The following is a 21,589-nucleotide window of genomic DNA, read 5'->3' as shown; positions in this document are numbered from 1 at the left end:
CCTCCTGATCCCGTTTCTGCCAATGGGATAGCCGTTTGCGCATACCGTAAAGCCCGAAAAACCGGATGTCTCGGCAAAGGTCCACCGATCACAGTCGTTCCAAGGGTGAATCCAAGGCCGGGCTATGTTCAATGCCTACCCCGTGAGCTAAGTCACTAGGAAGAACAGCGCGCATCAGGAGACAGGCACCATGCCAGTTTCGACCCGACAATTCAGCAGATGGCTCGCAGGCACAGCAGTCTGCGCTGGTCTGCTTTGGGCCAATGCCGGGCAAGCCTTCGACGCGCGCCTGAGTGCGCCGGGCGCTTCTGAGGACTTGATCGAGACCCTGCAATCAAGTTCGCTCTTGATCGATGCCGCCGAAGACGGCGTGCGCAACCCGCTCGATATCGTCGCGGCGGCGCGTGCTGACTATCGGCGCCTGCTCGGTCTGCTCTACAACGCGGGCTACTACGGCCCCGAAATTCGTATTCGTGTCAACGGACGCGAGGCCGCATCGCTGCCGCCCTTTGCGCGCATCGACACGGTCACCTCAGCACAGATCGAAGTCGTGACCGGGCCGCGCTTTCAATTCGCCAAGGCGCGCATTGCCCCGCTTGCACCGCAAACCGAAGTGCCCGCGGGCTTTGCACCGGGCCAACCGGCAGAGGCGGAAACCATCCGCGCTGCCGCCCGCGAAGGGATCACGGGCTGGCGCGCCATCGGGCACGCCAAGGCCCGCATCGCGGATCAATCTCTGGTCGCCAACCATACCAATGCAACGCTTGATGCCGACCTCAAGATCGCCCCCGGCCCCGAGTTGCGCTTTGGTGCCCTGACTCTTCCGGGAGAAAGCGCCGTTACAGAGCGCCGCCTGCGCAAGATCATCGCACTGCCAACCGGTGAACGTTTTGATCCCGAGGCGCTCGAGACCATCGCGATCCGCTTGCGGCGCACAGGCGTGTTTCGCTCGGTCAACATCCGAGAGGCCGAGGCGATCAATCCGGATCAAAGCCTTGATATCGCGGTCGACGTGAAAGACGCCAAACCCCGCCGCATCGGCTTTGGTGCCGAATTGCAGTCCCGCGACGGGATCTCCGCGTCAGCTTTCTGGATGCATCGCAACCTTCTTGGTGGCGCAGAACGGCTTCGGATCGAGGGCGAGGTCTCCGGCATTCAGGCCCAATCAGGCGGCACCGACTATCGCTTCTCGACCGAGTTCACCCGCCCGGCAACGCTTGGCGCGGATACCGACTTACGGCTTGCGCTGACCGCTGAACGACAGAACGATCCGCTGTTCTTTCAGGAAAAACTGTCCTTCGACATAGGCTTTACCCGCTTCCTGTCACAGACCCGCAAGGCGTCTTTCGGCCTGCATTACCAAACCAATTTCGTGCGTGATTCCTTTGGCACGCGAGATTTCCACATTCTCGGCCTGCCGTTCGGATACACGATCGACCGCCGGGATGATCCGCTTGATGCCCGCGACGGGTACTACATCGACGCAACCGTGATGCCCTATCTTGGCGGTGGCACTGCGGAAACGGGCATGTCCCTGACCGCCGACGCGCGCCTCTATCGTCCCCTCGGCGAAAGCCTGACCGCCGCGGCACGGCTTCAGGTCGGGACCGTCCTAGGCCCCTCTCTGGCAACCACACCTCCCGACATGCTCTTCCTCTCCGGCGGCGGCGGCACAGTGCGGGGCCAACCGTTCCAGTCGAACTTCATCACCACCGGCGGCGCGCAAAGCGGCGGCCTCTCTTTCCTTGGCATTTCTGGCGAACTCCGCCTGCGCGCATGGGAGAGTATCTCGACCGTTGTGTTCTACGACGCAGGCTATATTGGCGAAACAAGTAGCTTTGGCGGCAATGGCTCTTGGCATTCCGGGGCCGGGATCGGTCTGCGCTATCATACCGGCATCGGCCCGATCCGGGTCGATCTCGCCGGTCCGGTTTCCGGAAGCAATTCCGACGGCGTGCAGCTCTATATCGGGATTGGACAGGCCTTCTGATGCGACACCTGCTTCTCTTGCTTTGCCTCTGCGTCCCCTTGTCTGCCCTTGCGGACACCGAAGAGGACAAGGGGCGCCTGACGCGGTTCCTCGAAGATTCGCTCTCCGGCGCCGGCCGCACGGTGACGGTGGACGGCTTCACCGGTGCACTTAGCAGCAAAGCCAGCGTCGAAACGCTCACGATTGCCGACGCCAAGGGTATCTGGCTCCGCCTCGAGAATGTCACGCTCGACTGGAACCGTAGCGCGCTCTTTAGCGGTGCGCTCTCGGTCAACAGCCTTGCCGCCAAGACGATCACGCTTTCGCGCCTCCCCGAAAGCGATCCTGCGGCGCCGACACCCGAAGCCACACCGTTCTCCCTTCCCGACCTGCCCGTCAGCGTTCAGATCGGCGAAATCAAAGCCGATAAGATCGCGCTCGGTGCGCCGGTCCTTGGCCAGGCTCTCACCGCGAAACTCGCCGGCAAGCTCTCTCTCATCGGTGGCGCGGGCGATGCCGATCTGACCCTGACCCGCACGGACGACATCAAGGGGGCCTTCGCGCTCAAGGCCGCCTTCGACAACACCACCCGACGGCTCCTGATTGACCTCGCCGCCGAGGAAGCCCGTGCAGGCGCGGTCGCAACGCTGCTCAACGTTCCGGACCGCCCTGCCCTCGCCCTCACCCTCAAAGGCGATGCTCCGCTCTCCGAGTTCCGCGCCGAGCTCTCCTTGGCCACCGATGGCGTACAGCGTGTAAGCGGCTCTCTTGAAACCGCAAACCAAGCAAAAACAGAGACTGTTCCGGCACAAAAGAGTTTTTTCCTCGACATCAACGGCGATATTTCCCCGCTTGTCGAAGCACGGTTTCGCCCCTTCTTCGGCACCGAGGCCAACCTGACCGCCAAGGCCCGCCAATCCGACGATGGGCGCGTGACCCTCGACCATCTCCTGCTCTCCACCGCCGCCATGCGGATCGCGGGCGAGGCCGTCATCGCGCCAAGCAACCTTCCCGAGAGTTTTGCCCTTGATATCGACCTCTCCAAGCAAGGCGCAGATGCGCTCCTCTTGCCTGCCTCCCTGGACCTGAGCCTGCGATCCGCGACGCTCAAGGCGCGCTATGACGCGACGCAGAGCGACGCCTGGACCCTCTCGGGCACAATCCGCGATTTCATCCACCCGGACGTCACCACCGCAACCATCGCCCTGAGTGGTGGCGGACGCATCCGCCCTGAGGCGCCGCGCCTTCTGACGGCGGAGATGCGCCTTGTGGCAAACGGCCTGCGCCCGACCGACGCCGCCCGCCCCGAGGTGGCCCGCGCGCTCGGCGAGAAGGCCAACCTCGACCTTGGCCTCGCATGGCAGGACCAGAGCCCCGTGCAGATCAACCGCCTGACCCTGACAACGGCCTCTGGCACACTCGACGCCACGGCGCAGATCGGCGGCCCGCCGCTCGATCCCACGGTGACAACCCGCGCCACGGCAAACCTTGGCGATCTCGCCGCACTCGCCCCTTTGGCCGGGCGCCCCCTGCGCGGCACGCTCGACGCCTCGATCCAAGGCACGATTCAACCGCTTGCAGGGGCCTTTGACCTCTCCATGACGGGTGAAAGCGATGGGCTCCGCACCGGAATGGACGAGGTCGATACCCTGACCGAGACAGGCCTGTCGCAGGTTGCCATCAAGGTCAAACGCGATGGAGAGGGCCTGACATGGCGCGACGGTCTGCTTGAAACACCGGCCCTCTCTGCGACAACCGCAGGCGCGTTACGCACGGGCGGTGGCACGATCTCTCTTGATGCATCGCTTGATACGCTGTCACGCTACCTGCCATCGGTCTCTGGCCCGGCGACCCTCACCGCCGTCGCCAAAGGGGTCAACGACCTCTGGGAGTTTACCCTCGACGGCACCGGCCCTGGCAATGCGCGGCTCTCCTTGAGCGCACAGAGCCAAGGCATTGACCCGCTCAACGCCGAGATTAACCTCAACATTGCCCAGATATCCCCTTGGATCTCGAGCCTGACCGGCCCCCTGCGCCTCGACGCGACCGCAGAGCGCGCAGGCGAGACCTGGCAGATTGATCTCGACGCTGCGGGGCTCTCGGGCGCGGTCTTGTCCGCCCAAGGCACGGTCGCCAAGGACTTTTCCAGAGCCGACCTAAGCACAGAAGGCAGCGCACCGCTCGCCCTCGTCAACGGCCTGACCGATGCGGCCCGCCTGACGGGCCAAACCCGCTTCAACCTTGGCCTTCGCGGCCCGCTTGCACTGTCCTCTCTGAACGGCACCGTGGATATCTCTGGTGCGCGCCTTTCCGTTGCTGATCCGCAGGTCGCCTTGAACAACATTGGCGCGAATGTTCGTATTTCCAGCGGCTCGGCCGCGATCTCGGGCAATGGGGGCTTTGTCCTTGGCGGCGATTTCGATCTCGAGGGGCGCATGTCCCTATCCGCGCCCTATTCCGCCGACCTGACCACCCGCCTCAAAAGCGCGCGCCTGCGCTATGAGCGCCTTGTCGAGACAGTCCTTCAGGGCGATATCCGCATCAATGGCCCGCTGACCGGCGGCGCAACGATCAGCGGCGACGTGTTGCTCGATGAAACTGAAATTCGTGTCGATTCCGTCGCCTCTTCCTCGGCCCCGCTTCCCGAAATCACGCATCTGAACGCACCTTCCAATGTGACCCGAACGCGCGTCAATGCCGGCGCCGTCAAAACAGGCAATGGGCAATCCGGCCCTGCCTACCGTCTCAATCTCGGGATTTCCGCGCCGAACCGCGTTTTCGTGCGCGGGCGTGGCCTTGATGCCGAATTCAACGGCGCACTGCGGTTGCGCGGCGACACGACGAATATCGTTACCGCGGGCGGGTTCGATCTTGTGCGCGGGCGCATGGAGTTCCTCACCAAACGTTTTGATCTCTCCGAGGGGGCCATTCGGTTGCGCGGGGATTTCGTGCCTGATTTGCGCCTCGTCGCGACAACCGAAACAAGCGCCGCACGCTTTGACCTGACCCTCGAAGGGTCCGCAGACGCGCCCGCCTTCTCGATCAATTCATCGCCCGACATGCCCGAGGACGAGGCTCTGGCCCAGCTCCTCTTTGGCGAATCCATGGCCGATATCTCCCCGCTTCAGGCCGCCCGCCTCGCAGGTGCCGTGGCAACGCTGTCCGGGCGCTCGACCTTCAATCCCCTCGGCTCTCTCCGTGAAGGTGCCGGGATCGACGATCTCGACCTCCGCACCGATGCCGAGGGCAATACAAGCGTCACAGCCGGGAAATACATCTCCGACAACGTCTATACCGAGGTCGAAGTCGGCGACACCGGCGAAAGCGCGATCAGCCTCAACCTCGATGTCTCCCCCAACCTGACCGTCAAGGGCACCGCCGACTCAGAGGCCAATAGCGGCCTCGGCCTGTTCTTCCAGAAAGACTACTGACGATAGAAAAGCGCGGTTCGTGGCGTCGCTTGCAACAGAAGCCTTAGAAAGCTTGGGAACAGATAGAGCGAGACTTCGCGAAGATCTCTTCGGAAGATCTGCAAGATTGACCAAAGTCCGCAATGCGGGACATAGCGAACTTTGGTCAATCTACCTGCTTGCCATCCGACAGCTGATGATTTCGGATGCTTCCCATTACATCCAACTGGACATTCTGTCCCTTGATCTCAAAAGTCCAAGGTGGCTCCACAAACGTCGACCACAGTTTTTCACCAGATTGCCGCCAAACCCCGAATTCAGTTTCGGCAGACATCAAGACATATGATCCCGATTGGCTCCACCTCCAAAACCCAAGGTGGGTTTCATCCTCCCAAAGCCGTGTTTTCTCTTCGATGTTGTAACAAAGAAGGCGCTCTCCGGCCCCGATAAACACCAGCGAGGTATCTGGAACCAATAGAATGCCCGGGCTGAAGCTCTGTTGCGCATCTCGATATCGTTGGGCAACTACGACTGATGGCCAGCCGTTCCTAGTTTCGCTTTTTGTGACGCCAAAAAAGTGAAATCGACCTTCGGCGTTCGCTAGGTCAATCTGGTCTGCAAACACCGCATTCTCGAGATAGGCAGCGAAGATTGATGGCAGGTTTCCGTCCTCAATCCACAGTTCCCATTCTCCCAATCTGATTAAATTCAATGCGTTCCGCTCCAAGACGACAGTGTTGCCATAGGTCGAGGAAATCCCATTGAGCAACAAAGGTCAATTGGGCCTCAAACCCGCCCTTAACTACAAATTCCACCAAGGCCCGCTCCGAGTCCAAATATCCTTTGCCTGCGCCACCAACGCAAAAGGGCGCCCCGAAGGACGCCCTTTTCAGTCTCTATCTAGGCGAAATCAGCCGATAATCGCGTTGAGCGTGGCCGAGGGGCGCATCACTGCGGCTTTCTTTTCGACCGACGGGTGATAGTAGCCGCCGATATCCGCCGCATCGCCCTGTGCCGCGGCAATCTCTGCCACGATGGCCGCTTCGCCTTCGGCAAGCGCCTTGGCAACCGGGGCGAACTCTGCGGCAAGCTCCGCATCGTCGCTCTGCGCGGCAAGCGCCTCGGCCCAGTAGCGCGCGAACCAGTAGTGGCTGTCGCGGTTGTCCGGCTCACCGACCTTGCGGCTCGGGCTGCGGTTGTTGTCGAGGATGCCTTGCGTCGCGACCTCTGCCGCCTCGCCAAGCACACCCGCCTTGGCGTTGCCTTTGGTGTCGGCCAGGAACTTGAGGCTTTCGCCCAGCGCACAGAACTCGCCCATCGAGTCCCAACGCAGGTGGTTCTGCTCCACGAGCTGCTGCACGTGTTTCGGGGCCGAACCGCCCGCGCCCGTCTCAAAGAGGCCGCCACCGTTCATGAGCTTCACAATCGAAAGCATCTTGGCCGAGGTGCCAAGCTCGAGGATCGGGAACAGGTCGGTCAGGTAGTCGCGCAGCACGTTGCCGGTGATCGCGATGCTGTCCTCGCCCTTGGTGATCGTCTCGAGCGAGGCGCGGGTCGCCTCACGCGGTGCCATGATCTTGAACTTGTCGGCCACACCCGCCGCTTCAAGCACCGGCGTGACGTATTTGATAAGCTCCGCATCATGCGCGCGGTTCGCGTCGAGCCAGAAGATCGCTTCCGAACCGGTCAGGCGCTGACGGTCCATGGCAAGCTCGATCCAGTTCTCGATCGGCGCTTTCTTCGCCGTACAGGCGCGCCAGATATCGCCGCCCTCAACGTCATGGCTGTGCAGCGTCTCGCCATTGGCAAGCACAACGCGGATCGTGCCATCTGCGGGCGCTTCGAACGTGGTCGGGTGCGAGCCGTATTCCTCGGCCTTCTGCGCCATCAGACCGACGTTGGCGACCGAACCGGCGGTGGTCACGTCAAGCGCGCCGTTCTCTTTGAAGAAGTTGATCGTCTCATCATAGACCGTCGCATAGCAGTTGTCCGGGATGACACAATTCGTGTCGCCCTTGTTGCCCTGCGAGTCCCAGCCCTTGCCGCCCGCGCGGATCACCGCCGGCATGGACGCGTCGATGATGACGTCCGACGGCACGTGCAGGTTGGTGATGCCCTTGTCGCTATCGACCATGTACATCTCGGGGCGCTCTGCGCGCACGGCTTCGATCGCGGCAACGATCTCTGCATCGTCCTTCACGCGCTCAAGAAGATCGCCCATGCCCGAGTTCGGGTTCACGCCAAGCGCCTCGAGCTTGTCGCCGTACTTATCAAACACCGGCGCGAGCCATGCCTTGACCGCGTGGCCAAAGATGATCGGGTCCGACACTTTCATCATCGTCGCTTTCATGTGAAGCGAGAACATGGTGCCGTCCTTCTTGGTGTCCTCAATCGCATCGGCGAGGAACGCACCAAGCGCCTTGGCGCTCATGAAGGTCGCGTCTGCCACGGTGCCCTCATCAAGCTGCCAGCCGTCCTTGAGAACCGTCACCGACCCATCCTTGCCGACGAATTCGATCTTCGCGGCACCGGCCTGATCGGCGGTGATGGTCGCGGCCTTCTCATTGGCGTAGAAATCATTGCCCGGCATGGACGAGACCTTGGTCTTGCTGTCCTTTTCCCACTTGCCCATCGAATGCGGATTGTTCTGGGCGTAGTTCTTCACGGCCTTGGCCGAACGACGGTCCGAGTTGCCTTCCCGCAGAACCGGGTTCACAGCCGACCCTTTGATCGAGTCATAGCGCGCGCGCACAGCTTTCTCTTCGTCGGTCTTCGGCTCTTCCGGGTAGGTCGGAATGTCATAGCCCTGCGCCTGAAGCTCTTCGACCGCTGCGACAAGCTGCGGCACCGAGGCCGAGATGTTCGGAAGCTTGATGACATTGGCGTCCGCCGTTTTCACAAGCTCGCCAAGCGCGGCAAGGTCGTCGCTTTGACGCTGTGCATCGGTGAGGTTTTCCGGGAAGGTCGCAAGGATACGTCCGGCAAGCGAAATGTCCTTGGTGCCAACGGTAATATCGGCGGCATCCGCGAACTTGCGGATAATCGGGAGGAACGATGCGCTCGCGAGTTCCGGTGCTTCGTCAACAATCGTGTAAATGATATCGGGGTTCGAGGTATCGGCCATGGTTTCTGTACCTTTCAGCATGACTGGAAGCCAAATTGGCGGCACCGAATAGTGCGCCATTCCTTTGCGATGTCACATCTTGGGGATCATCTTTAGCATCCCCATGACGTTGGGTCGTATGGCGCTGCTTTAGAACAGCTGCACAGAGAATTCAATCGCGCCAAACGGAACAGATCGGCAACATTCGCAAAAAGTATGCCATTGTATACAAATAATTCACAACTTGCGCTGCGGGCGCGGCACGGGCGGCAGGCGGCGCCAGAGCGTGGCGACAATCATCCGCAGATCAAGACAGGGGGACTTGTGCTTTGCATAGAGCAGATCGAGCCGCGCCTTGGCCGGGATACAGACCCGTTCATAGACCGCTTCCGCCTCTTCTCCTGTCCGGCATTGCGCCATAAGAACTTCTTCCTTGCCGTGATAGAGAAGGGTCGCCAGCCCGGTCACACCGGGCCGCCCTTTCAGAACCTCGCCATAAATCTCGGGGAACCGTTCAACATAGCGGCGCAGGGGCGGTCTCGGGCCGACGAACCCAATATCGCCCCGAAGGATGTTCCAGAGCTGCGGCAACTCGTCCATTCGGCTCTTGCGCAGGATACGCCCAAGCGGTGTGATCCGGGCGAGCTTGTCCCCACCAAGAACGCCGTCTTCATCCTCGACAACGGTCAGTGTGCGGAACTTGACGAGCGTAAAGGACTCCGTCGGGGATTTCATCCGCGATTGCGTAAAGAACACAGGGCGCCCGTCGACAAGCAAGACGACCACCGACAGGATTGCCATCACCGGTACGAGGATGATCGCCATCAGGCCAGCGAGGAGGAATTCCACACTACGGCTCATGTGATATTTCGCTCAGTCTTCGAAATACTGCCCTCTCCCGATCGAGGCATAAGCCGTGAAACCGGCCCGCTTCGCGTCTTTCGGCGAATAGATATTGCGCAGGTCCGCCATGTGCGGCACCGCCATTTTCTTGGCGATCCGCTTGAGATCCAACGCACGGAACTCGTTCCATTCTGTAAGGATCACGACAAGATCAGCATTATGCGCCGCCTTGTAGGGGTCTTCGATCCAATGCACCCCATGCAAGAGCGCGGCACCTTCGTGTTCCCCTTGCGGATCACAGACGCGCACCTTCGCGCCCCCGCCAACAAGCGCCGGCACAATGGTCAGCGACGGCGCATCCCGCATATCGTCCGTGTTCGGTTTGAAGGTCACACCGAGAACGGCAATGGTCTTGTCGTTCACGCTCCCGCCGCAAAGATCCATGAGCTTGTCGATCATCCGACGCTTGGTCTCTTCGTTGACCTTGATCACCGTCTCGGTGATCTGCATGGGCACCGCATGTTCCTGCCCGATCCGGGCAAGCGCCTTGGTGTCCTTGGGAAAGCAAGAACCGCCATAGCCCGGCCCGGCATGCAGGAACTTGTTGCCGATGCGGTTATCAAGGCCGATCCCCTTGGACACTTCCTTGATATCCCCACCGACTCGTTCACAAAGCGCCGCAATCTCGTTGATGAAGGTGATCTTGGTCGCCAGAAACGCGTTGGCCGCGTATTTGATCATCTCCGCGCTCTCGAGGTCGGTGGTGACGATCGGGAACTCCCGGAGGAAGAGCGGGCGATAGATCTCGGCCATGACGTCGGCCGCACGCTCGTTCTGGACGCCGACGACAACGCGATCCGGCTTCATGAAATCCTCAATGGCCGCGCCTTCCCGAAGGAACTCTGGGTTCGAGGCCACGTCGAAATCTAGCTTGGGATTGGCCTTCTTCACCGCCTGCTTGACCTGCCGGTTGGTCCCGACCGGCACGGTCGATTTGGTGACGATGACAACATAGTCTTCGGCGTGTTCCGCGATCTCTGCCGCTGCCGCCATCACATAGCTGAGGTCTGCATGGCCATCGCCACGCCGCGTCGGAGTGCCGACTGCGATGAAAACGGCCTCGGCCCCGTCAAGCGCCTCCTTGAGATCAAGCGTAAAGCTGAGACGCCCCGCGCTGACGTTCTTCTCCATGAGCGTATCAAGGCCGGGTTCGTAGATCGGCACCTCGCCGCGGTTCAAGGACTCGATCTTGGCCGGGTTCTTGTCGACACAGACAACCTCGTGACCGAAATCCGAGAAACACACACCCGAGACAAGACCTACATAGCCCGTCCCGATCATCGCAATCTTCATCTGAACCCACTCCTGCTCAGTCTGCTCTTCGCTCGTCAATGCGCCGCACATTCGCGCCTGTCAACGGATGCGCGCGCCCTGTCTTAGCATATGTGTCCGCGCACGCCTGAGACATTTCGCCGTAATACCGCGAAACGCGACTCCCAAATTCCACACCACCGCAATACAGACGCAATACCGACGTGATACCGACGTTGGTTTTCGACCCTTTCGGGACGCACAAACCGGGTTCCACATTTGACTTGCACACCGTTTTATGCGCAGTCAGGCGAAACCTACGACACAGGCAAGAGGACCGCTTGGAGCAAAAGAAGAACGCAGGCCGTCTGGTTGCCGTCGTCGTAACCCACAACCGCCTCTCCCATCTCAAAGCATGTGTCGAACGCCTCCTGGAAAGCCCGGAACACCTTATTTATAAGGTTCTGGTCGTCGACAACGCGAGCGAGGATGGCACCCAAGCCTGGCTTTCAGATCACGCCGATCCGCGTCTGTGCAATCTGCGTATCGCGAATAACATTGGTGGCGCGGGCGGTTTTGAGACCGGAATGCGCTACGCCATGGAGACGTTCAGCCCCGATTGGCTCCTGCTGACCGACGACGATGGCCGCCCCTATCCCGACACGCTCGGAGCCTTCCACCAATCCCCCCCCCCACACCAATCCGTCGCCACCGCCGTCTATTTCCCTGACGGCACCATCTGCGACATCAATCGCCCCTCGCGTAACCCGTTCTGGCACATGGGGAATTTCTTCAGGACTCTGTTGGGTGGTGGGCGCGAAGGGTTTCACCTGAATGCGTCGGACTATCAATCCCGCTCTCCGCAAGAGGTCGATGGCGCCTCATTCGTCGGCCTTTTTGTCTCCCGGCGCGCCGTTGAGATGGCGGGATACCCTCGCGGAGATCTCTTCATCTACGGAGACGATATCCTCTATACATTGACCCTTCGCATGGCGGGTGGGACGATCCTTTTTGATCCTGCGCTCCGGTTCGAGCACGATCACCGCACCAAGGGCGTCGGCGAGAAACGACTGCGCCCCTTGTGGAAAACATACTACTATCACCGCAATCTTCTCGTGGTCTATCGCGCCGCTGCCGGAGTTTGGTTCTGGCCTGTGCTGATGATCATACTGCCTCGCTGGATCGCGAAGACCCTCCACTATCCGGGCAACCGGCGCGAATTCCTCGGATTGTTGCGCTGTGCGATCCGCGACGGCCTTGCATCCGATCTAAACCGGCCGCATTCGGAAGTGGTCGCCCGATCCGAGGGCCGCTTTACCGCGTAAGTATATCCCTGTGGAAACGGCGCAAAAGCAAGAACCCAAAGAACGCAAAAAATAGTCCAAATACAAGGACATAGGTCTTGCTTATATACTCGGGGTGGTAAGTCGTGAACACGCCAGTCCGCATCAGTCCACTGATATGCATGAGCGGATTGAACCAGAGGATATCCTGTGCGAGCTTCGGCAGCTCTTCGTAGATGTAGAACAGGCCTGAGGCGAGGAACAACGGTCGACTGATGATCTGCCAAATCCTTTGGTAGATCGGAAAAAACCCCTCAATCACACTATTGAACGTACCGACCCCAAGCCCAACCAACAGAGCGAGCCCCACCGCCTGAAACAGCGGCACAAAATCAAGAACGCTCCGTGTCTCTGAGAACGCGAGGATCCCCGTCAGAAGGACATAAGTCACAAGGGAACTTGTCAAACCGTTGAGCAAGAACCGCGCGAGAATGGCGTCGATCCATGAGACAACAGGATACCGGAGGAGCGCCTTGGAGTAGGACAGGGCGTGCTGAGTTGCCCCCGCGACATTCGAATAGGCCTGAAGCGGGAGATAAGCCGCTGCAAAGAACAAGAGAAAACTCGTCCCGAGCGAAGGCGTGCGAAGCAGCAGCGAGAAGGCATAGCTAAGGATGATGATCCCGCCGAGCGGCTCGAGGAAGGCCCAGACATATCCTCCGGGAGATCGCCCATAGCGTGTCGCCATTTCGCGCAGGATCAAGGCCGCAATCACCCTGACGGCCGTGAAGCGCTTTTGCGTCGGTTTCTTCGGTTGCAACGCAGGAGAGATCATTCGGGCGCATTTATCCCGTGCTAGTGTTTCTGTGCCAGAGTATGTAGAAAGTCTCAGACCGAGGCAAACCAGTTCACAACGGGACACCCCCTTGCCAGACAAGAACACAAACGGCACCCGCTCCAACGCACCGCGCGATGGCCGCGAGAGAGCCTCGCGGGGCCCAGACCAGACTGCCGCCTTCAAATCTGGCAGAGTCAGGACCAGTGTCAGCGCGCCCAGCCCCGCCAAGAAACGAAAAGGCGGTGCACGCAAGCGGCTACGTCAGGCTGTGAAGGTCGAAGTGCGCCCGATCGCCGTGGTGGCCTCCATGCGCAAACGCCATTGGGGGATCGCTGCAAGCTTTGCCGCCTGCGTCGTGTTCCCGGTCTTGGTGACGATGTTCTACCTTTGGGTCATCGCCGACGATCAATATAGTTCTCATACCGGCTTCACCGTGCGCTCCGAGGAAACAAGCGGCGCAACCGACTTGCTTGGCGGGCTGGCAAGCTTTGCAAAGGTCTCGACGCAGACAGATGCCGACATTCTATACGAATACATCCAAAGCCAGGACATTGTTCAAAGGATTGACGACAAGCTCGACCTACGCACTATGTATGCCGCTCATTGGGGAAGCGATCCTATCTTCGCGCTGGGACCGAATGCCACCATCGAAGACCTGCATGCTTATTGGGAACGCGTTGTGCGCATCTCCTATGACGGGTCGAGCGGGCTGATCAATCTTGAAGTCCTCGGGTTTGATCCGATCGAAGCTCAGAGTGTTGCGCAAGAGATCGTCAACGAGAGCCAGGCGATGATCAACACCCTGAATGAGACGGCCCGCGAAGACGCGATGCGCTATGCCGAGACCGATCTCAAACAGGCAGTGCAGCGGATCAAGGACGCACGCGAGACGCTCACCCGGTATCGCACCCGAACTCAGATCGTTGACCCGCAGACGGATATCGAAACGCGCCTTGGTGTTCTACAGAACCTGCAACAGCAGCTCGCCGAGGCCCTTGTCGAGGCCGATATCCTGCAACAGACGACGACAGAGAACGATCCCCGTCTCGTCCAAACCCGTCAGAAGATAGAAGTGATCCGGTCGCGGATTGCCCATGAACGCAAGACCTTTGCCACCGCTGAGAACGAGATCGGCTCGCTTGGAGAAGACTATCCGACGCTCATCGCCGAGTATGAAAGCCTGACGGTTGACCTCGAGTTCGCCGAACAAGCCTATCGCGCTGCGCTAACTGCTTTCGACGTGGCTAAATCGAACGCCCTCCGCCAAAGCCGCTATCTCGCGACATACGTCACACCGACGCGGTCGCAATCATCGGAGTATCCGCGCCGCTTTGTCATCTCTGGTCTCGCCGCCGTTCTGCTCACAATGCTCTGGGGCATGGGCGCGCTTGTCTACTACAGTCTGCGCGACCGCAGATAGGCACGGGGACCGTCGGAATGATCCGCTTCGAGAACCTCAGCAAGAGCTACTGGGTCGACGGAACTCGAAAGGTCGTGATTGACGATCTTTCCGCCGAGCTTCCGAGTGGCATGTCGCTGGCGCTTCTCGGGCGCAATGGCGCGGGGAAATCGACGCTCTTGCAAATGATCGGGGGATTGATGCCGCCGGATTCCGGACGGGTGATCAGCGCCGGCACACTCTCTTGGCCCGTCGGCTTTGGTGGATCGTTTCACCGCGAACTCACCGGCGCCCAGAATGTGCGGTTCATCGCGCGCATCTATGGCGTTGATACCGATAGCCTGATTGCTTTCGTCGAGGACTTTGCCGACCTTGGTCAGCATTTCCATATGCCTGTCCGCAGCTATTCGTCCGGAATGCGCTCGCGACTTGCCTTCGGTGCTTCGATGGGGATCCATTTTGATACCTATCTTGTCGATGAGGTCACTGCCGTTGGCGACGCACAATTCAAACGCAAGAGCCGCGCCGTCTTTCGCGAACGCATGAAGACCAGCAGTGCCATCATGGTCTCGCATGACATGAGCCAAGTGCGCCAGTTCTGTGATGCTGGGATCGTGCTTGAGAATGGTAAGATTGAGTTCTTTCATGATCTGGAACGCGCCATCGCCGTGCACGAAGAACACATGGCGCGCTAACACGGTTCATTTTCTGAAAATTCTGCTCTTATCCGAGGGAACCTCCCCGATTTCGCCGCAATCCTGACCCGCAAAACCTACCGGTGCACGACGCATCCTTTCGGGGGTAGTGAGGGTGTAGGTGATGACGAAACTCCAAATCGTACAAGGCGTCGATACGCCGGATGAATCGCTGTCGGCGGATATTCGTGATCTGCATGTGGTGCAGACCGAGAACGGGCCCATGGTCATCTCGACCACCGGCATCAATGGTGGCCTTGTGAGCTATTCTCTCGAGACCGGGCAGGGGGCCCAGACGCTCGAGACAACGGCTTTTCTCCCAGACGGCGCGCTCAATCTTACTGGAGAGATCTCAATCCTCTCGCAGGATGGTCAGGACATCCTCGTCATCGGTAGCAACGCGGAGGGTTCCTTTGGCTACGTCATGAACTCGGACGGGACTTTCGGGGATCTGATCGAGATCCCGGGCCTTGGGTCCAATGGCGAGGTGTCTGCCCTCCACGACAGCACCACGGGTTTTGTCTTTATGGCAGAGCACGGCAGCGACGGAATCGGCGTCTATAGCCAGACGGGACCCGGACAGTTTGCCAAGACGGCTACGCTACAAGACACAGATGACAGCCACCTGACCGATGTGGTGTGCCTTGCCGGAGAAACCACGGCGGCCGGGCGTATTGTTCTCGCCGCAAGCCGTGGCGAAGGCGGTATCACGAGCTATTGCCTCGACACCGAAACGGGGGAAGTCAAACTTCTCGATAGCCTCGGTGTCGAGGATGGGCTTGGGCTCCTCCCTGAAATCGTCGGGCTTGAGACACTGTCGGCCTATGGAAGCACATTCGCCATCACGGCGTCTTCCGCGCCCGAGTTCGGCGCAGGCGCCATTAGCGTTATGCGTATTGGTGCGGATGGCTCACTGATCGCAACGGACCACCTACTGGATACGCTTTCGACGCGCTTTGGCCAGGTTCAGTCCCTGACAACGGTCAACGCAGGGGATCGAACCTATATCCTTGCTGGCGGCGGAGATGATGGTCTGACGCTTTTCATGCTTCTACCGAACGGACGGCTTCTACATCTCGATAGCTTTGCCCATAGCGAAGATGCACCGCTTGAAAACCTATCTGCGCTTGTGGCGACTCAGGTCGGCGACGAGGTGCAAGTGCTCGCCGCGACCTCCACGACGCCCGGCTTGACCCAATTTTCCTTTTCCGTGGTGGATCAGGGCCTGACTCTGCAAGGAGGAACGCTCGATGCCGAACTTGCGGGAAGCGGGGATGATGACCTCATCAGCGGAGGCAGTGGCAATGACGCTATCTTTGGCTACGACGGGCACGACACGCTTGTGGATGGCGCAGGACAAGACACGCTAAACGGCGGCGGCGGCTATGACATCTTCGTTCTGGACGAGGATGGCGCGGTCGATGTCATCGTAGATTTCGACAAATCCAAAGACCGGATCGACCTTTCCGCCTTCTCCATGCTCTACGATCCCTATGCGCTCGATATCGAGAGCACAGCAACGGGCGCCCTGATCCATTGGCGCGGCGAGATCACAGAGATCATACGCAAAGGAAGTGGTAGCCTATCGCGGTCCGAAATCATCCAGACGATCATCACCGGCCCTGATCGTCCCCCGATGGTTGTCGATCGCGAATGGATCGGCACGGGTGCCAACGATATCCTGAGCGGCCTTTGGGGCAATGATACGCTCGACGGGCTGGACGGACGCGACCATCTGATGGGCGATGTCGGCAACGATCACCTCTCTGGCGGCGCAGGCGCGGATACACTGATTGGCGGCGCAGGCAATGATACGTTGATCGGCGGCAACGGGCAGGACAGAGCGTTCATGGGCGACGGTGACGACCTTTACATAGACTCCACCCAAGCGAAGATTCACGGTCAGGACTATGTTGAAGCAGGAGCCGGAGACGACACGATTGAAGGTGGCGGCGGCAAGGACACTTTTTTCGGAGATGCCGGAAACGACCTACTCAAGGGTGGCGGTGGCGGCGATACAATCTACGGCGGATCCGGCATGGACGTCCTGAGGGGCGCCAAGGGACGAGACCATCTCTACGGCGGAGACGACAACGATCTTCTGTTTGGCAACAAGGGCGGCGACAAGATCTTTGGCGGAAACGGAGACGACATGCTGCACGGAGATCAAGGCAAGGATCGTCTCTTCGGCGCATCCGGCAACGATACTGTCGAGGGAGGGATCGGTCGTGACACCGCCAAACTCGGGGACGGTGACGATCTTTGGATTGATGACATCCAAACCGGTTTCAAGGGCAGTGATACCGTCGATGGCGGAGATGGCAACGACACCATCGAATCCCGCGGCGGTGGAGATGTCCTTAGCGGCGGAAGCGGCGCGGACGAGTTCGTATTTCTCGGAGAGTCCGGCCGCCGGGAGATCACGGACTTCGATCCATCCGAAGACCTGCTGCGGATCGAGATTTCCGACCGCCCCATGAGTGATTTCGTCCTCAGCGTAACTCCGGAGGGGCTTCTGCTGAGCTGGACCGGTGGACGCGTAACCCTGACCGGGTTGAGCGAGGACGATTTCGCCCTATCCGATGTCCTCTTCGATCTCGGGTAGGGCGACCAACATAGGCGCCTCTGCGACCGGTCATTGGCACGGCGCAAAGGATTGTTGGTTGTGAGATGGGCCACCTATAGCTACAACACCGCGAATTCTATACTCGGGGGTTGTTCACGGTGAGAATATTGCTTGTGGGCGCTGGCCTGTCTGGGGCGGTGATTGGCCGCCACCTCGCAGAGGCCGGGCACGACATCACCATCATCGATGGACGCGACCATATCGGCGGCAACTGCCATACCGAACGGGACGACGAAACGGGGGTCATGGTGCATGTGTACGGCCCTCACATCTTTCACACCGATGACAAAGGTGTTTGGGACTACGTCAACCGCTTCGCCAAGTTCATGCCCTACAAAAACCGGGTCAAGACAACCTCTCAGGGTCAGGTCTTTTCGCTTCCGATCAATCTCCACACCATCAACCAATTCTATGGCAAGACCATGCGCCCTGATGAGGCACGCGCATTTATCGCGTCTCTTGGCGATGACTCCATCGACGAGCCGCACTCCTTTGAGGAGCAAGCCCTAAAGTTCGTCGGGCCAGATCTCTACGAGGCGTTTCTCAAGGGCTACACCGAGAAACAGTGGGGCTGCTCGCCGACTGAACTTCCCGCGTCGATCCTGAAGCGCTTGCCTGTTCGCTTTAACTACGACGACAACTACTTCTTCCACGCCTTCCAAGGCATCCCGGAAGAGGGCTACACCGCGATGATTGAACGCATTCTCGATCACGAGAAGATCGAAGTGACCCTCGAGACATGGTTCTTTCCCGATATGGCCGAATCCTATGACCATGTCTTCTGGTCCGGGCCGCTTGATGGATACTTCGGCTATGCACATGGTCGCCTTGGCTACAGAACCCTCGACTTCGAGAGGTTCACCGCAGAAGATGACTATCAGGGATGCGCAGTGATGAACTACGGCGATCGCTCCGTTCCCTATACCCGGATCACAGAGCACAAACATTTTGCCCCATGGGAGCAACACGAAAAAACGGTCTGCTACCGCGAGTTCTCCCGTGCCTGCATGCCAGACGACATTCCCTACTACCCAATCCGCTTCGTCGATAAGGAAACCACGCTCAAGACCTATGTCGAGCGTGCGAAAGCCTGCGAAGGCGTGACATTTGTCGGGCGTCTTGGGACCTACCGCTATCTCGATATGGACGTCACGATCCGCGAAGCCATGGACACAGCAGAGACTTTCCTTGAAACTACGCGAAAGGGCGAAACCATGCCCGCTTTCGTGCAGGAACGCCTGTAGTATTTGAGGCAGGACTAATACATGTCGACAGATCAGAACCGCCGCATCACACCCGTCATTCTCTGCGGGGGCTCTGGCACCCGCCTCTGGCCGCTTTCCCGCAAGAGTTTCCCCAAACAGTTCTCTAAGCTGACCGGTGAACATAGCCTGTTCCAATCCTGTGCAGAACGGCTGAGTGGCGAGCTCTTTGCCGCGCCATTGGTCCTGACGAACCCCGATTTTCGTTTCGTGGTCACCGAGCAGCTTCTCAAGGTCGGAATTGATCCCGGCCCCGTGCTTATAGAACCCGAGGGGCGCAACACGGCTCCGGCGATCCTTGCTGCGGCGCTCTACCTGCAGCGCCACGACCCTGACGCAATCATGCTGGTCGCACCCTCCGACCACGTGGTTCCGGATGTCGCTGGCTTCCACGAGGCCGTGCGCGAAGGCCTGCGTGTCGTTGCCGACAAGGGGCATCTCGTCACCTTCGGCATCACGCCGGATCGCCCGGAAACCGGGTATGGCTATCTCGACCTTTCCGAAACGCCGGATGGATCCGGCGTGGCCATTCCCCTGACACGCTTTGTCGAGAAACCAGACGCAAGCACTGCGCAAGACATGCTCGCCAAGGGGAACTACCTTTGGAACGCCGGGATTTTCCTGTTCGCGGTCACCGACATCTTGCGTGCCTTTGAAGCCCACGCGCCAGACTTGATCGCGCCGGTCAAGGCCGCGGTGGACGCCGCCGAAGCAGACCTCGGCTTCTTGCGGCTCGATCCAGAAGGCTGGTCCGGGGTCAAAGACATCTCTATCGACTATGCGGTTATGGAGAAGACCGACGCGCTTTCCGTTGTGCCTTTCGCGGGTGGATGGTCCGATCTTGGCAGCTGGGAAGCCGTCATGCGAGAGACTGAGCCAGACGGGCAGGGGATGGTCACATCCGGCCCCGCCACGGCAATCGATTGTCACGACTCTCTCTTGCGATCAGAAGACAACAGTCTCGAACTCGTGGGAATTGGCCTTGAGAACACACTAGTTGTCGCAATGCCTGACGCCGTTCTCGTCGCGGACATGTCGCGCGCGCAAGACGTCAAAAAGGCCGTGGCCGCACTCAAGGCCAAAGGCGCAAAACAAGCAGAGAGCTTTGCTCGCGATCATCGCCCGTGGGGACATTTCGAGACACTCGCGCTCTCTGATCGTTTTCAGGTCAAACGTATCGTCGTCAAACCGGGCGCTGCTCTTTCTCTACAAAGCCACATGCATCGCTCTGAGCATTGGATCGTCGTCGAAGGCACTGCCCGCGTCACCATCGACGACACCACCCAACTCGTGAGCGAGAACGAATCTGTCTATATCCCGCTCGGCGCCGTGCATCGCATGGAGAACCCCGGCAAGGTTCCGATGGTCCTGATCGAAGTGCAAACAGGGACATATCTCGGCGAAGACGACATCATTCGCTACGAAGATCTTTACAAACGGGGGCAGGGCGCCAAGGGCTAAACCACCCCTAGAACCAACGCCCAATCGCCGTCAGACAAAGCTTCTCGGCATCGTCCGATGGATCGGTGGACACCCCCGCCGCCGCAAGTCGCACGGTCCAGTGCTGATCCGTACCTGCCTGACCGCTGAGGGCCTGTATGTTTGCAAAGAAAAGCGCCGCATTCGGGTCAGCCGCCTTATGTCCAAACGAGACCGACGGCGTTGCTACGAAATCGGCTGCAAAGCCAAACACCTGCACCGCCGTGCTCGTCACATCAACCGCCGCAGTCGCATGGCAAATCTGCGATCCGTCGGCAAATCGCACATACTCTCCATTGCCGTTCGAGCCGCGCTCGAGGATTGCCCCTGTCGGAACACCCCCGGCATACGCCACAGTCCCGAGAATATCCGCGCCCGCCAAGAGACGATCCCATCCCGTCCAGGCGCTTCCATCATGTGCGCGCTTATAGACCTCGCCTGAGGCATTGCTTGTCCAGGTCTGGTGAACCGCCGTGGCATCCCAGGATTGCACTAGCAGCACGCCTTCCGCGGACGGGAGGGCGCCCATTTGCGCGGTTCCGACACCGGTGCGATAGAGGCCCGTCGGCAATGAGGGATCGTCAACATCGGCGGCCTCGGGTGGTGTCTGAGCCCCCAAACCAAAGGCCCCGACAGGCATCAAGCGCCCGTCCGTCTCATCCATCAAATCCGCTTGCACTGCCGTGCCGCCTACGTGTCCCGTCGCCCCGTCAAAGGTAAGCGCCTCGGTCCAACTCTGGCCATCTGGTGAAACCTTGACCGAGAACGCCTCTGACCCCGCCAGCCCCATCTCCGCAAAGCCGGTCCAGTTTGATTGAAACAAGAGCGACGCGGTATCGCCCGCGCTCGCCTTGTTGACTTTGATCTGATGCCCGGCCCCTTCATGGGTCAAAAGCGTTGCGTCCGCGCGCACCGCAAGACGGTTCTGCGCATCTGACTGGGTGTTAACCCCAAGTCCGGCGAGACCCTGCGTCGCCGCCTCCACAACAGCCCAATCTGAGCCATCCCAGACCCGCAGATCGCTCTCGGCCTTCCCCCACGCGCGCCAGCCGGGGGCAGGTGTCACGAAACTCCATGCCGAAGCGCGCCAAATGGCTAGCGTTCCGGGATGACCGGCCCATGCGCCGGTCGGCAATCCACCCAGCGCATAAACCGCGCCTTGCTCCGCAACACTCGGCGGCACTTCGGCCTGAAAGGCCTCCACGACAAGCTGCGTCACCACGTCAAGCAGCTGCAGTGCTTCATTGTGGGTCACATGCTTTTGCGCCTGAGACGGCTGCAGATAGGGCAATCCGAGGATCGGGGACGTTTCGGACATCGGCGGGCTTCCTCCGGCAAATGGTCAAGTTCCGTGGACCATGCCCGAGCGAG

At 59.8% G+C, this 21,589-nt stretch carries 14 protein-coding genes; 8 read left to right on the top strand and 6 right to left on the bottom strand.

Annotation, left to right across the window (positions count from 1 at the left end; genetic code table 11):
• Positions 1 to 190: 190 nt before the first annotated feature.
• On the top strand, positions 191 to 1,990 hold the full coding sequence (locus tag MK745_RS02320) for an autotransporter assembly complex protein TamA (RefSeq protein ID WP_243611667.1): 1,800 nt from the start codon (positions 191 to 193) through the stop codon (positions 1,988 to 1,990).
• The gene (locus tag MK745_RS02315) at positions 1,990 to 5,400 is read left to right on the top strand and encodes a translocation/assembly module TamB domain-containing protein (protein WP_243611666.1); all 3,411 of its coding nucleotides are present in this window, start codon (positions 1,990 to 1,992) and stop codon (positions 5,398 to 5,400) included. Before MK745_RS02320 ends, MK745_RS02315 begins: the two co-directional genes overlap by 1 nt.
• A 145-nt stretch (positions 5,401 to 5,545) precedes the next feature.
• Here MK745_RS02315 and MK745_RS02310 read toward each other — a convergent pair whose 3' ends face one another.
• From MK745_RS02310 to MK745_RS02295, 4 genes are all read right to left on the bottom strand, one after another.
• On the bottom strand, positions 5,546 to 6,091 hold the full coding sequence (locus MK745_RS02310) for a hypothetical protein (protein ID WP_243611665.1): 546 nt from the start codon (positions 6,089 to 6,091) through the stop codon (positions 5,546 to 5,548).
• A gap of 198 nt (positions 6,092 to 6,289) precedes the next feature.
• Positions 6,290 to 8,503, bottom strand: a complete 2,214-nt coding sequence (locus MK745_RS02305) for an NADP-dependent isocitrate dehydrogenase (RefSeq protein WP_243611955.1) — start codon at positions 8,501 to 8,503, stop codon at positions 6,290 to 6,292.
• 216 nt (positions 8,504 to 8,719) lie between these two features.
• Entirely contained in the window at positions 8,720 to 9,343 is a 624-nt protein-coding gene (locus tag MK745_RS02300) for a sugar transferase (RefSeq protein WP_243611664.1), read from the bottom strand.
• 12 nt (positions 9,344 to 9,355) lie between these two features.
• Positions 9,356 to 10,678 (bottom strand): UDP-glucose dehydrogenase family protein, encoded by a 1,323-nt coding sequence (locus MK745_RS02295; RefSeq protein WP_243611663.1) that lies wholly within the window; start codon positions 10,676 to 10,678, stop codon positions 9,356 to 9,358.
• Between the two features lie 299 nt (positions 10,679 to 10,977).
• On the opposite strand from MK745_RS02295, the gene MK745_RS02290 reads away from it, so the two are divergent.
• Positions 10,978 to 11,961 carry a glycosyltransferase gene (locus tag MK745_RS02290; protein WP_243611662.1) on the top strand — a complete coding sequence of 328 codons (984 nt, stop codon included), beginning with the start codon at positions 10,978 to 10,980 and terminating at the stop codon, positions 11,959 to 11,961.
• On the opposite strand, the gene MK745_RS02285 is transcribed toward MK745_RS02290, so the two are convergent.
• Entirely contained in the window at positions 11,951 to 12,754 is an 804-nt protein-coding gene (locus MK745_RS02285) for an ABC transporter permease (RefSeq protein WP_243611661.1), read from the bottom strand. The two genes, MK745_RS02290 and MK745_RS02285, sit on opposite strands and share 11 nt — an antisense overlap.
• A 91-nt stretch (positions 12,755 to 12,845) precedes the next feature.
• On the opposite strand from MK745_RS02285, the gene MK745_RS02280 reads away from it, so the two are divergent.
• From MK745_RS02280 to MK745_RS02260, 5 genes are all read left to right on the top strand, one after another.
• On the top strand, positions 12,846 to 14,177 hold the full coding sequence (locus MK745_RS02280; RefSeq protein ID WP_243611660.1) for a sugar transporter: 1,332 nt from the start codon (positions 12,846 to 12,848) through the stop codon (positions 14,175 to 14,177).
• Between the two features lie 17 nt (positions 14,178 to 14,194).
• On the top strand, positions 14,195 to 14,851 hold the full coding sequence (locus MK745_RS02275; protein ID WP_243611659.1) for an ABC transporter ATP-binding protein: 657 nt from the start codon (positions 14,195 to 14,197) through the stop codon (positions 14,849 to 14,851).
• A gap of 124 nt (positions 14,852 to 14,975) precedes the next feature.
• Complete coding sequence (locus tag MK745_RS02270; RefSeq protein ID WP_243611658.1) at positions 14,976 to 17,456, top strand: calcium-binding protein; 2,481 nt, start codon at positions 14,976 to 14,978, stop codon at positions 17,454 to 17,456.
• Positions 17,457 to 17,575: 119 nt separating this feature from the next.
• Entirely contained in the window at positions 17,576 to 18,721 is a 1,146-nt protein-coding gene (glf, locus tag MK745_RS02265) for a UDP-galactopyranose mutase (protein ID WP_347813639.1), read from the top strand.
• A gap of 21 nt (positions 18,722 to 18,742) precedes the next feature.
• The gene (locus tag MK745_RS02260) at positions 18,743 to 20,200 is read left to right on the top strand and encodes a mannose-1-phosphate guanylyltransferase/mannose-6-phosphate isomerase (RefSeq protein WP_243611656.1); all 1,458 of its coding nucleotides are present in this window, start codon (positions 18,743 to 18,745) and stop codon (positions 20,198 to 20,200) included.
• A gap of 7 nt (positions 20,201 to 20,207) precedes the next feature.
• Here MK745_RS02260 and MK745_RS02255 read toward each other — a convergent pair whose 3' ends face one another.
• Positions 20,208 to 21,536: a DUF2793 domain-containing protein gene (locus MK745_RS02255; protein WP_243611655.1), complete on the bottom strand. Its 1,329-nt coding sequence runs from the start codon at positions 21,534 to 21,536 to the stop codon at positions 20,208 to 20,210.
• Positions 21,537 to 21,589 lie beyond the last annotated feature (53 nt).

This window comes from Shimia aestuarii (genome assembly GCF_022814865.1).
Taxonomy (GTDB): Bacteria; Pseudomonadota; Alphaproteobacteria; order Rhodobacterales; family Rhodobacteraceae; genus Shimia; species Shimia aestuarii_A.
Note: the sequence above shows the minus strand (reverse complement) of the source record. Positions and strands in the feature narration are given on the sequence as shown.